General features: G+C 40.6%; 10 protein-coding genes and 1 tRNA gene. 5 read left to right on the forward strand and 6 right to left on the reverse strand.

Annotated features, from left to right (window positions below):
* Positions 1-249 precede the first annotated feature (249 nt).
* On the reverse strand, positions 250-1,365 hold the full coding sequence (locus G4420_RS05925; protein WP_163322624.1) for a formylglycine-generating enzyme family protein: 1,116 nt from the start codon (positions 1,363-1,365) through the stop codon (positions 250-252).
* 587 nt (positions 1,366-1,952) lie between these two features.
* Between G4420_RS05925 and G4420_RS05930 the strand changes: the two genes are divergently transcribed.
* Positions 1,953-2,864 (forward strand): aldo/keto reductase, encoded by a 912-nt coding sequence (locus G4420_RS05930; RefSeq protein ID WP_204273604.1) that lies wholly within the window; start codon positions 1,953-1,955, stop codon positions 2,862-2,864.
* Between the two features lie 40 nt (positions 2,865-2,904).
* Here G4420_RS05930 and G4420_RS05935 read toward each other — a convergent pair.
* Positions 2,905-2,976: transfer RNA gene (locus G4420_RS05935), tRNA-Arg, on the reverse strand.
* A gap of 209 nt (positions 2,977-3,185) precedes the next feature.
* Here G4420_RS05935 and pheS point away from each other — a divergent pair.
* Entirely contained in the window at positions 3,186-4,205 is a 1,020-nt protein-coding gene (gene pheS / locus G4420_RS05940) for a phenylalanine--tRNA ligase subunit alpha (protein WP_163322625.1), read from the forward strand.
* 324 nt (positions 4,206-4,529) lie between these two features.
* Positions 4,530-4,697 carry a hypothetical protein gene (locus tag G4420_RS05945; RefSeq protein WP_157493528.1) on the forward strand — a complete coding sequence of 56 codons (168 nt, stop codon included), beginning with the start codon at positions 4,530-4,532 and terminating at the stop codon, positions 4,695-4,697.
* A 69-nt stretch (positions 4,698-4,766) separates the two neighbouring features.
* Here the strand turns inward: G4420_RS05945 and mgrA are convergent, their stop codons facing one another.
* Positions 4,767-5,750, reverse strand: coding sequence for an L-glyceraldehyde 3-phosphate reductase (gene mgrA / locus G4420_RS05950; RefSeq protein WP_163322626.1), 984 nt, complete (start codon positions 5,748-5,750; stop codon positions 4,767-4,769).
* A gap of 228 nt (positions 5,751-5,978) precedes the next feature.
* Between mgrA and G4420_RS05955 the strand changes: the two genes are divergently transcribed.
* Both G4420_RS05955 and G4420_RS05960 read left to right on the forward strand, forming a co-directional pair.
* Positions 5,979-7,082, forward strand: a complete 1,104-nt coding sequence (locus G4420_RS05955; protein ID WP_163322627.1) for a universal stress protein — start codon at positions 5,979-5,981, stop codon at positions 7,080-7,082.
* A 315-nt stretch (positions 7,083-7,397) separates the two neighbouring features.
* On the forward strand, positions 7,398-9,539 hold the full coding sequence (locus tag G4420_RS05960; protein WP_163322628.1) for a tetratricopeptide repeat-containing sensor histidine kinase: 2,142 nt from the start codon (positions 7,398-7,400) through the stop codon (positions 9,537-9,539).
* Between the two features lie 138 nt (positions 9,540-9,677).
* On the opposite strand, the gene G4420_RS05965 is transcribed toward G4420_RS05960, so the two are convergent.
* From G4420_RS05965 to G4420_RS05975, 3 genes are all read right to left on the reverse strand, one after another.
* On the reverse strand, positions 9,678-9,956 hold the full coding sequence (locus G4420_RS05965) for a hypothetical protein (RefSeq protein WP_163322629.1): 279 nt from the start codon (positions 9,954-9,956) through the stop codon (positions 9,678-9,680).
* 131 nt (positions 9,957-10,087) lie between these two features.
* Positions 10,088-11,257, reverse strand: a complete 1,170-nt coding sequence (locus tag G4420_RS05970; RefSeq protein ID WP_163322630.1) for an alpha/beta hydrolase — start codon at positions 11,255-11,257, stop codon at positions 10,088-10,090.
* Positions 11,258-11,357: 100 nt separating this feature from the next.
* Positions 11,358-13,520, reverse strand: coding sequence for a hybrid sensor histidine kinase/response regulator transcription factor (locus G4420_RS05975; protein ID WP_163322631.1), 2,163 nt, complete (start codon positions 13,518-13,520; stop codon positions 11,358-11,360).
* Positions 13,521-13,643 lie beyond the last annotated feature (123 nt).

Raw genomic sequence — 13,643 nt, forward strand, 5'->3', positions numbered from 1 at the left:
TAATTCAACATTTAATTTTCTTCGCTTAACCTCATGGAATTGCTTTAAAGTTGAAGAAATTTGGAATAAAAAGTTCGGAATAATTATGGAAACATACCAGCATATTTTCTGATTTTCTGCAAAAAGAGTGGTTGTTTTAGTCCAATCATTATGACTGGCTGCTTTTGGGGAGTTGAATTGACAGTAGCTCAGTTATAAAACCGATAAATAGCACCTTTGTCTCAGCTACTTGTTTCGTTTGCCGAACTGTTAGTCCTTTACACACCTGAACCCCGTATGGCTAATGCCTGTATTAATTTCGCCGGGCATGCGGGCTGCCACCCGGTAGCTCGAGCAATAACTGTCGTTACACAAAAATGATCCACCCCGAATGGTTTTCCGTTTATCGTAAGGATTTCTTGCGTCATTACTTTTCTCCGGTCCTTTCGGGTCGACCGTAACTTTATCGGCTGGCAGACTTTTGTAGTAGTCCTGGTCGTACCAATCGGCTGTCCATTCCCACACATTGCCGGCCATATCGTATAAACCATAAGAATTTGGAGCATACGACTTTATAGGAGCTGTAGCAAAATGTCCGTCTCTTTGGGTATTGATGTTCGGAAAGTGTCCGTTCCATGAATTGGCTTTTGGTGAGCCGTCTTCAATGTGTTCGTTTCCCCACGGATAAATATTGTTTTCCAGTCCGCCGCGCGCAGCAAATTCCCACTCGGCCTCGGTTGGTAATCTTTTTTCTGCCCATTTACAGTATGCAACTGCATCATTCCAGCAAATGTGAACTACCGGATGATTCTCGCGACCAAAGATCGTACTTTCAGGCCCTTCAGGATGTTTCCAGTTGGCACCTACCACCCACGACCACCACTGAGAAATATCGTTTAGGGGAACTGCCTGCAATGGCGGCGTAAAAACCATCGATCCTGCTTTTAACATTTCTGCCGGAGGCCTGGCAGTACCCGGCGGGACCTGTGTTTTCATCACTTCCCAGTCAATATCCTTTTCGGCTTCAGTGATGTAGCCGGTCTCATCCACAAATTTTTTGAATTGCGCGTTGGTTACTTCATGCTCATCCATCCAAAAACTTTTTACTTCTACCGCGTGCTTCGGGTATTCATCAGGTCGGGCCTGATCATTGTCGGCACCCATTTCAAAGGTACCCCCTTTAATAAAAACCATTCCCTCCGTCCCGGAAGTTTGTGGAATTATCTCAGACGAATCGGGCTGCACCAAAAACCGCGATTTGGAATTTACATTACAACAGGATAACTCTTCCTTAGCCACATCGGGTGCTGTTTTTGGTTCTTTTTTTGAATTACAGGCAACAGAAACAATAAACAATATGATTAGAAAAGGATATAATCGACACATTTTGTCCGTTTAAAATTTCTATCTACAACCTGAAAACAAACAAAAGGTTTATTAGTATTTTATTAAAACAAAGGCCGGTTCAATAACCGGCCTATCTTGAATGTGTTTCTCTTAATGCTTGCTAAAGTCTATATACAGCACATTAAGTTTAACATCTACAAGGTACAATAAATAAGTGTAAACACGTACAAAAACACATATGTTATTCCACCAAACATCTAACAACCAAATAGTTTGCAATATTATTGTTAAAAAATAACAGAAAAATTAATAATGATTTTAACGAAGAAAGGATGTATTTAAACGAAGAAAGGGCAGTTCAACAACTGCCCTTTTACTAATGTTAACCCCCAAACACACATCGTGCTGAACGCACGACAATACAAATGAACAAAAAAGTATTTAGTTATCAAAACAATGAGAAATCTTTTTTAGCTTTTTTAGCTTTTTTTAGTGTTTTTGTGCTTCGAAATCTACTTTTACAGGTATTTAATGTGCCTATTCTCAGAAGGTTTGCTATTGACAGGCTTTTTATATCCTTCAGAAAAATTGTAGTTTTGAAAGCAATTCGAATAATTTAAACCAGCATGATGAATACACTAATTTCTTCAATAAAAGAATTTGGCAAAGATTTTCCGGCCGATTATTCCATTCCCAAACGTAAATTAGGGAAAACCAACGAAAAACTTTCTATTATTGGATTCGGGGGCATAATGTTGAACGACAATCCACAGGAATTTGCAAACGAATTGGTTGCCAAAGCTTTTGATTTTGGTGTAAATTATTTTGATGTGGCACCCAAATACGGAAACGCCGAAGATCGTTTGGGGCCGGCGTTAAAGTCCTACCGAAAAAATACGTTTCTGGCCTGCAAAACCCGGCAACGCGATGCTGCCGGAGCACAAAATGATCTGGAAAATTCGCTGCGAAAATTGCAAACCGATTATTTTGACTTGTACCAGCTGCACGAGCTAACTACTGATGAAGAAGTACAAACTGTTTTTGGCAAAAACGGCGCGCTGAAAACCTTGGTAAAAGCCAAAAGAGATGGTAAAATAAAACATATTGGTTTTTCGGCTCACTCGGTTAAGGCAGCTTTATTTGCACTAAAAAACTTTGATTTCGATTCGATACTTTTCCCCATTAATTTTGCCTGCTGGAATGCCGGCGACTTTGGCCCCCAGGTTTATGCCGAAGCACAAAAACAAGGCATCGGGATTCTGGCTTTAAAAGCCATGGCACTTACCACGTTTGGTGAAAATGAAGACCTGATCTTTAAAAATTGCTGGTACAAACCCATCGACGACGAAAATGTAATGAAACTGGCACTTCGTTATACCCTTTCGAAAAAAGTAACGGCAGCTATTCCTCCGGGAGAATACACCCTGTTTTTAAAAGCGCTGGAGTTTATGCAGGATTTTAAGCCGATTGATGAAGAAGAGACAAAAGACCTGTTGGCACTTGCCAAAACTACCAAACCGGTGTTTATGCATGGCTGACTTAAAACAACAAAAGGCCACTGAATCTCAGCGGCCTTTGTAGTCCCGACGGGAATCGAACCCATATCTACAGTTTAGGAAACTGCTATTCTATCCGTTGAACTACGGGACCATTTTTTTATAAATTCTGTATTTCAACAAATCCCAACTCCTGTTTTCCGGATATCAAACAGGCAGGTATACATTGAAGTACATACCATAAATGTGGCGCAAAAGTAGTTAAAAACCTGAATCCCGGCAAATCAGTCTAAAATATTGTGCCCTGTTCTTATCCACTAAAACTGAATCATTATCTTTGCACCTCAGTTTAAACGAACAAGGATGTTAGACAAAATCAAAGCATTACAGGAAGAAATCGACGCTATTGTAGCTTCAAGCAAGGAAGAGGTAGAAGAGCTGCGCATAAAATACATCAGCAAAAAAGGATTGATCGGCCAATTATTCAACGACTTTAAAACTGTTCCTGCCGAACAGAAAAAGGAGGTTGGACAGGCCATTAACACACTTAAAACTTTTGCTTTAGAAAAAATTAACACGCTAAAAGAAGGATTTGAGAACAATGGCAGCGAATCGGCCGGACAGGATTTAACCATGCCGGGCGAGCCCATGAAACTGGGAACCCGTCACCCGTTGTCGCTGGTAAAAAATGAGATTATCGGTATTTTCGGTCGCCTTGGATTTACAGTTGCCGAAGGCCCTGAGATTGAAGACGACTGGCATGTGTTTTCAGCTTTGAATTTTCCGCCGGAGCACCCTGCCCGCGATATGCAGGATACTTTCTTTATTGAAAAAGATCCGGATGTACTGTTGCGTACGCACACTTCAAGTGTGCAAATCCGTGTAATGGAGCGCACTGAACCGCCTATTCGTGCTATTTTCCCGGGACGTGTTTTCCGTAACGAGGCTATTTCGGCACGTTCGCACTGTATATTCCATCAAATTGAAGGTTTGTATGTTGACGAGAATGTTTCGTTTGCCGACCTGAAACAAACCTTGTTGCAATTTGCCAAAGAGTTGTTTGGCGAAGACACAAAAATCCGTCTGCGTCCTTCCTACTTCCCGTTTACCGAGCCAAGTGCCGAAATGGATGTTAGCTGCTCGATTTGTGGTGGCAAAGGTTGTAACGTTTGTAAATACACCGGCTGGCTCGAAATTCTGGGCTGCGGAATGGTTGATCCGAACGTATTGGAACTGTGTAATATCGACAGCCGAAAATATACCGGTTTCGCTTTTGGAATGGGTATCGAACGTATTACCATGTTGCGTTACGGAATTAAAGATATCCGCCATTTCTTCGAAAACGATGTTCGATTCTTAAAACAATTCGAATCGGCTACTTAATAAGAAAATACATAAAAGATGATACGAAGAGGGGCTTTTTTAAGCTCCTCTTTTTGCTATATATTGCCCATATTTTCAAACGACTTTTTCACGAATCATTCCATTCTATTCTGCAACACCCACGTAACACGAATTTAACAAACAGCTCGTCGAAAACATGCTTTTTGGCATGTTTAACAAAAAAGCCATACCTTTGTACCATACTTTTAAGTCTTTTATTAGACTGGGAAGATAAAATTAGAAACAGCCCGATCTGCTAATACACAGAAAATAACAATTAAACTATTTACATTTTTTAGGATTGGGCAATTAAATATATCTTGAATGGAAACAAAAGCAAATCAGAATCAGATCGTCATTAAGATGAACACTGAGAATGAGAAAAAAATGCTGCCATTGAACTTTGTTTTTACTTTGGCCGCAGGTGCTATTGCCGGAATGGCAATTATTTTCAGTCTCTTCTGGGGATTGGAAAAGTTATTTGGAATGTAAACCAACGGTATTATAGAAAAAAAGGCTCGCAATTGCGAGCCTTTTTTTATGCTTTATACTCTTCAACTATCACTTTAATACCTTTTCAATGGCTGCCAATTCCTCATCCGAAAAACTAAGGTTATTTAGAGTTTCCACATTGTCATCAATTTGTTTTACCGAGCTGGCACCAATCAGTACCGATGTAATTCTTTTATCTCGCAGTACCCATGCCAGTGCCATTTGCGCCAACGACTGGCCACGTTCCTGAGCAATGGTATTTAAAGCCACAATTTTATCGTGTGCCGTTTCAACATGTTCTTTTTTCAGAAATACTTCACGGGTTGCTCTCGATCCTTCCGGAATTCCTTTCAAATATTTATTGGTAAGTAATCCCTGTGCAAGCGGCGAAAACGGAATACAACCAATTCCTTCTTCTTCCAGTACATCCAGCAGCTCGTCTTCCACCCACCTTACAAACATCGAATATTTAGGTTGGTGTATCAAACACGGCGTTCCAAGTTCTTTCAAAATACGTGACGCTTCTTTGGCCATATCAGCCGGATAATTTGAAATACCCACATGCAAGGCTTTTCCCGAGCGAACAGCACGGTCAAGAGCCATCATGGTTTCTTCAAGTGGCGTATTTGGGTCAGGGCGGTGCGAATAAAAAATATCCACGTACTCCAATCCCATACGTTTTAAACTCTGGTCGAGACTGGCCAGCACCGACTTGCGGCTTCCCCATTCGCCATAAGGCCCCGGCCACATCAGATAACCCGCTTTACTCGAAATAATCAGCTCATCGCGGTAAGCTCTAAAATCCTGCTTCAAAATTTTACCAAAATTCTCTTCAGCCGATCCCGGTGGCGGACCATAATTATTGGCCAGATCGAAATGTGTAATGCCCAAATCAAAAGCCCGGTGCAACATGGCCCGGCCATTTTCAAAAACATCAATTCCGCCAAAGTTATGCCACAAACCCAACGAAACGGCAGGCAGTTTCAGCCCCCATTTTCCGCAGCGGTTGTAGAGCATTTCATCGTATCTCGATTCATTTGGAACATAGGTCATACTATTAAATTTAATTGGTTATTGCTAAAAATACATTCTGAATCGTTGTTAAACAAACCCATTTGCAACCCTAAAGTTATTATTCTTTTGCCACTTCTCTAAATCAATACACAATCATTGTATTCACCCATTTCTTAAAAATAAGGACAGTACAAGATTTCAGTCCATTTCTGAAACTAATCGGCCTTAAAACCATATAAATAATATAGAAACTAAAATTAATTGGCCATGAGTGAAAAACTAGTTACAATCGTAGTATTACCTCTGGCGCGCGCCCATATTTTGAAAATGCGTTTAGAGGAAAAAGGAATTAAATGTGAGCTTGAAGACGTACATTTAATTGAAGGAGCAGCCACCTCAACCGTTCGGGTTAAAATATTGGAAAACGACCTGAACGAAGCCTTTAAAGAAGTTGATTTACTGCTGGGATTAAAAGCGGCGAAACAGAAAAAAGCCAGCAAACCCGGCCAGATCCTTGTCCCCATCGACTTTTCAGCAGTATCGGAGAAAGCTGTAGAAATGGCTTTTAACATTGCCGAACACCTGAAAGCGAAACTGGTAATTATGCACTCGTATATTAGTCCGGTGCGCTTTTCAATACCTTACGGCGACATTTATCCGTACGACACCACCCTTTTAAAACAAACCGAAGATGCTGAAGAAGAAGCCAACCAACAGTTTAAAAATTTTCTGACCCCTTTGGTGACAAGTATCGGATCTGATACCTGGGAAAAAGTGGATCCGGAATATATAGTTAAGCCCGGTTATGCAGAAGAAGACATTCTGGCCTTTGCCAGTGAACAACCTACACGTCTTATTGTAATTGGCCGCGGTGGCGACAAATCGTGGCCCGGCACAGTGGGCAGTGTAACCGCCGATGTAATGTACAACGCCCCGGTTCCGGTGTTAGTTGTTCCTGAAAATATGGATATGAAACCAGTTGAAGATTTTAAAGAAGTGTTATATGCTACCAATTTCGATGAAAAGGATTTTACTGCACTCGACAAACTAATGAGCATTGTAAAATCGTACGATGTAAGAGTTGTTTGTGCGCACGTTGGGCTTCCCGACGAATATGGCTGGGACATTGCCCGACTGGAAGGAATGAAAGATATTTTGCACAAGAAATATGAGAACAAGGAGTTTGAGTGCAAGCTGATTATGGGGAACAATGTATTAGAAACACTTGAAAGAACAATTAAAAACGACCCGGTGGATATTCTGGCACTCACTACGCATAAACGAGGTATGATATCGCGGCTTTTCAACCCCAGTTTAGCGCGTAAAATGGTATTCCATTCAGAAATACCGCTGCTGGTATTTCACGCTTAAACAGAGTTTTTATAATTAAATTCCGGCAATAAATAAAATTCATTTTACCCCCTTCCTTTCTGAGACTTAGCAACTTTTGGGAGAATTTCATATCAAAAAAAGATCATTGTAAAATTACAGCAGTCAGAGTTATTAAAGGCACTCATGAGATTTGTTTACTGCTGTTTTCTAGACGGACGTGCTATTTTTTGAGATTTATATATAAACACGTTTTCTATTTTTTTGTTGGAAAATCTGGTTAAATTGTATTTTTACGCAACAGACAATTAATGATTAAAGATTTTGATAAATTTCTCTGCTAAAACCGGAACTCTAATGATCGAAAACCGAATAGTAACTCAATTAATGGTTCTTTTGATGCTATTTATTGGGCAAAACATAAGTTACGGTTCTACAGCTATTGCTGAACATACAGATAGTTTGCGCCAGGTAATACAAAATAAACAGGGAAAGAAAAAAATAAACGCCCAGCTCGAATTGGCAATGCTTCTTTTCGAGAATCAAAATAACGATGCAATGACAGTGGCACAATCGGCACTGAGTGATGCAAAGCAGCTTAAAGATAAATCTCTTCAAATGCAAGCTTTTTTCATTTTAGGACGTATTGCCCACGAAGTCAGCAACATCAACCTTTCTCAAATCTACTTTGACAGTGCACTAACTTTCGCCAACCAATTAGATGACCTCTGGTATCAAAGTGATATTTTATTACGTTTGGGAATTAACCAGCACACCCTTGGAGATCACTTAGAAGCTCTCCAATCCTTTAACATGTCAATTCAGGCGGGACGCCAGGCAGAGAACTACCGTGCAGTTGGCGCCTCCTATTCAATGATGGGTACCGTTTTCAGAGTAAACGGCTTATACGATCGTGCGATTGAATACATTATTAAATCGCGGTTGAATTACGAAAAAGCCGATTATGTTGAAGGTTATGCCTGGGCTGCCTACCTGCTCGGACGGATTTACGCTGACCTTCAGCTAAACGAAAAAGCAATGGACTATTACAAGCAGTCACTCCAAACCTACGGAGAACTGGCAAAAGCCGACCAAAATAATAGCGGAGTTGTAATCTGTTACGAGCAAATCGGAATCCTTAATTTAAAGGCTGGAAATACTTATGAAGCCCGCAAAAACATTGAATATACACTTGAAATCCACAAGGCAAGTGGTTCGAAATATGGTATATCGAATGCCTACAAAAACCTGGGTCGTATTGAATATGCCTCCGGAAATTATGCCCTAGCAGAAAAATATCTAAAAGACGCTTTAGAAGGAAAAACCGACGTAGGTGATCAGCTTAGTAAACCCTCAATCTATCAATACCTTGGATTGTGCTATTTAAACACCGGGCGCACCAGCGAAGGATTAGATATGATTTTGAAAGGTCTCGACCAGGCCATTACCAATAACCAAAAACGCATACAACTTGATATTTACACAAAACTTAGCGAAATCTACCTGAATTTAAACAACCTCGAGAAAGCCATTGATTGCCAGCAGCAATTGATAAACATTCAGGATTCAATGCTATTGGGTGCAGTGAATATTAAAATGGAACAGCTACAAGGCATTTACGAAATTGATGCAAAAAACAGTCAGATTGCTGATTTAGAACAACAAAACGAAATAAACAGGCTCGAACTGCGACAACACCGCACATCAGGTATTTTGATGATTATAGCAGTTTTACTCGCCATAATTATTACTGGCATAATTTTATTTTTTTACCAGCGCATGCGCCAAAAAAATAATCAGCTGGAAGAAGCAAACCAGGCAAAGGACAAGTTTTTTGCCATTATCGCCCACGACCTTCGGGGCCCGGTTCACACGCAAACAGCCTTTCTCGACCACCTTCATGAGGAATTTGATGCGTTGGAAAAAGAGGAACTGAAAAAGCTGTTGAAACTACTTGTTTCATCATCAGAAAACATCAGCGACCTGCTCGACAACCTTTTACTTTGGGCGCAATCGCAGGTGAAAAAAATGGAGGTAAACACCGGGAAACTTGAGTTGAAAGGCGTGATACAAAATACGGTTGAAAAATTGCAACCCTCGGCAAGACTAAAACAAATAGCCATTTCACTTGATACCAATAATCAACTTAAAGTATTGTCTGATGCCAATATGCTTCAAACCATTATCCGAAACATTGTTAGCAATGCCATAAAATTTACTCCACGCGGGGGGTCAATCAATGTTAAAACTTTCGCCTCGGATCAAAATGAAGTTACCATAAAAATTACCGATACCGGTCTGGGAATGAATGCCGAAAAGTTGAATAAGCTGTTTGACATCAGCTCCAAGAGCCATTCACAGGGAACTGAAAATGAAAAAAGTAACGGACTGGGGCTTGTTCTTGTAAAAGATTTTGTTGAAAAAAACAAGGGAACAATAAACATTGAAAGCGAAGTGGGAAAAGGCACCTCTGTTGTTGTTACTCTCCCGCAGGCTTAGTTTCAGAAGTTTATTGAAACTCCTCGCAGCAGAGCTGACGAGGAATCCGATTCCGTTAAGGATTTTTTTATTGTTTTGTTCGCTTACCCCGAGGCAAAGCCATCGGTGAATGCGCTCACCGGAATTCAATCAGCAGCTTTATGCCACAACTAATATTCCCAGAACCAAAAAAAATGCAAATAAAAGGATGCTTATCCAAAACGTTCCATAGTGTTTACCCGATTTTCCCATCTCTTTTTGATTGAATTCACGGTATTTTTTAGCCATCGAAAAAATTTGAAAATGCATAGTTGCAGGATTGACTTTTTCGCCTCGTTGCTGCAAGTAGTCTTTAATTATCAAAACAATAATAAAATTCGACACCAAAAACAGCAAAGCCATTACTCCAAAAACAAGGGCCAGATTCTTTTCGAACATGATTTACTCCAATTTAAACTGTTCTACTATACGAATTGGTGGCAAAGGAGTTGCAAAACCTTCATAAATATGTGTGAATCTGCTTGTTCCAAAAATAATCGCTCTGCATCAACAACAATCTTTTAGCTCAATTATTCATGATCCGGGAAATCATTTGATAACAATATCCAGGCTTTCCCAAGTCTATCATACAGATTGCTGATATGTGTTCCGGGATTATCATACGTCTCGAACTGATGTTTAATATGCATAGCATCAAGCTGTTCATGCATCATGGTGTTAGCTTCAATGTAAAAATTGTCATTCACTCCACAATCAAAATAAACTTCTTTCAACTGTTTCAGCCCAATACGGTTTTTTTGAACCATTGACAGCAGGCCTTGCTCACTAATTTTTTGCATAAGCTCCGGAATGATAACAGCCTCTCCGTTAACAAATTCAAACGGTAGATCGCAATAATATGGAGGATTATCAGGATTGGGCAACCAAGCTTGTGCCAACATAACAGCACCATTGTTTACAAATGTGAAAGGAGCAAAAGGATCATACGCTAGCGGGCCCTCAACTCCCCACATCTCGTCTTCTACTGCCAAAAAATTAGCCATATATAAAATCAACGGTTCAGGAAAATGCGAAGGCGACAAAGCTCCCACATAACGAAATACTTTTGGGTGTTTCATGGCAATATTCAAAGAGCCTATTGCACCGGCGCAATGTCCGCTTATGGCGCGCCAGTTAAAGTGCGGTATCGTACGATACTTTTGATCAATAAAGCTAACCAATTCATTTACGATGTAGTCTTCGTAATTTCCCTCAACTGTGGAATTCACATAAAGACTCGGACCGTATTTGGTTTGTGCATCAGGCATAACAATAATGGCCTCTTTCATGCCCTCGTTGTCCACCAAATTATTGAGCCAGGGTAAAAATCCTTCTTCAGGGAAATCAACACGGGCCGGAAGTTGTGCCGACAGATAAAAGAACTCGTATGGTTCGGGTTCCATCAACATGCCACCCCAGGCGGGTGTACCATGCAGGAAGTAAATTACCGGAAAATGTTTCTCCGGACAGGTATAGTAACTTTTAGGCAGGTACACGCGAATCATTCGATCGGCCGGATCGCCCAAAAGATTACCTTCCAGGGCTTTTACATGCATCATTTCAGTAACGATAGTTCCCTCTCCTGCTGTTGCTGCTTTTTCAGGTAAAAAAGCATCAGTGTCGGGCGCTTCATATTCTTCCTGGCAGGCCGGCAGTAAGAATAAACTAAGTAAGATCAGGATTAAGACTTTTGTTTTCATTGTAGTACATTTTTTGGATTAAACTCATCTGCAATGTACTGTACAATGCCACAAGAAGCTTTCCGGTTTTTCCCAAATACTTCCTGAATTTTCCCGGCTATTAGTTATAGCTTTTTTCGTTTTCGTGCAGCAGAAATTCGCGCGGACTTTCGCCAAACTCCTCTTTAAACACCTGGCTGAAGGTGCTTAAACTTTTCATTCCCACCTCGTAGCCAATTTCGGTAATATTCATCGATGAAGTGCTTAACAGCTGTTTTGCTTTCTGCATGCGTAACGACCGTATATAACGCGCCACCGACTGGTTGGTAAGTGCCTTAAACTTTCGGTACAGCTGCGATTTACTCATGGCCATTTCTTCACAAAGTTCAGGTACGTTAAAATCTTCGTTGTTGAGGTTTTCACTGATGGCCGAATGCAGCTTTTTCATAAAACGGTCTTCGTGCTGCATCAACGGATCGGTGCTGTAATCAAAGCCATTGCCTTTACTAAATCGTTGGTAGAGGCTTTTACGAAGCTCAAGCAGTTTTTGCAGACGCACCAGTAATTCCTGCTGATTAAAAGGTTTAACCACATAAGCATCGGCACCATGCTCCAATCCTTCAATACGGGAAGGGATATCGGCTTTTGCCGTCAGCAAAACAACTGGAATATGACTGGTGCGAATATCTTCTTTTAGTCTTTTACAGAGCTCAAAACCATCCATTTCGGGCATCATTACGTCGCTGATCACCACATCCGGAATTTCATTCACCGCCTTTTCGTAACCTTCCTTGCCGTTTTTTGCCAACTGTATGCTAAAATAATCGCTGTAACAGGCTTGCAAATAACCTAAAACATCGGGGTTATCTTCAACAATAAGCAAACGCTCCTTGCCTGCATGTTTATTCTCTGCAGAATGCATTTCTGCCAACTCTCTATATTCTGTTTCCTGCTCGGGCAGCAGAAATTCTTTGATGTGCAAAGCACTTGTTACAGGCAATTTTACTTTAAACACAGTTACTTTTCCGGGTACAGAATTTACCTCGATAGTACCGTTAAGCAAAGCAACCAACTCACGGGTAAGTGCCAGTCCAATCCCGGCACCACCAACCTTTCGGGTATTTTTGTCATCAGCCTGATAAAAACGATCAAATATCTTATCCTGCTTTTCTGAAGGAATTCCAATACCGGTGTCACTCACAATAATATTCAACATTCCGTTTTCAACCAGCACATGCATTTTTACCGATCCACCCGCCGGAGTAAATTTTATGGCATTACCCAGTAAATTAGAAACGATAACCGTTATTTTTTCCGGGTCAAAATCCAGCACATAATGCTGTGAATCCGCTTCAAATGTCATTTTCAATTTCTTCTCTTCGGCATAATACTCCTGCAACTGAAACACATAGCGCAAAAACGGAACAATGTTGGCGTGTATCTTTTTTACCGACAGGTTCCCCGATTCCATTTTGCTCAGTTCCAGCAACTGATCGACAAGCTGCAGCAGGCTTTTGCCATTTTTAATTATGGTATCAGCTTTTGCCTGGAAACTCTTTTCTTTTTCTGAGCGCAGCGAATCGGCCAACCCCAGAATAACAGTTAAAGGTGTACGAAACTCGTGCGTAATATTGGTGTACAAACGGGTTTTAGCCTCGTTCATTTCCTTTTGCCTTTGTGCCTCACGCTCCTCCATTTTTGTAAACAAATTCACTGCATAAAGACTAAAAAAGAAGATGTATCCGGTTATAATGATCAGGCTTACAAAAAAGAAAAGCAGGTTTTGTTGCGGATTTAGTGCCTGTTCTTTTGGAAAATACGGATCAAATATTAACAAGCTCAACATGGCAACTCCAAACACAATACTAACCGGCAAAATAAGTTTCGGTTTACGCAAAATTACCGAGCTGGTTACCGCCTGAATCGATAGTAAAAACAAACCTCCGCACGTTAACAGCCCACCCATTCGGGCTACATACACCGACGAAATCACGATCATCAGTATTTTAAACAACTTAATTACCATGTCCATTTTCCGGGCGTAATAGAAAATAGTGGTCGACACACAAACAATAAGAATGTAAATCAGGCTGAATTCAAAGATAAGTTTGGCCGAAATACTCCACGAAACAATCAACATTATCGTTAAACCGGTAAAGGCAAATATGCCTTGTACCATCATGTATTTTTTCCCCAGTTTATCCCAGTCGCTTATCGTTTCGTTTTCGGTTAAACGCTGCAGGAATAGCTCAAAGCGCTCTGTAAGTTGATTTAACCGTAGCATCCGTTTTGTTTTTAGTGCATTTGTAATTCAATGGTTTACAGTACTATCGAGATAAAACTACTGTCCTCTTCCTTTATACTTTATTTTTTTGAAAAGGTTGGATGCTTAGGTAAGTTGAAAACG

The sequence above is a fragment of the Draconibacterium mangrovi genome (assembly GCF_010586825.1).
Classification (GTDB): Bacteria; Bacteroidota; Bacteroidia; order Bacteroidales; family Prolixibacteraceae; genus Draconibacterium; species Draconibacterium mangrovi.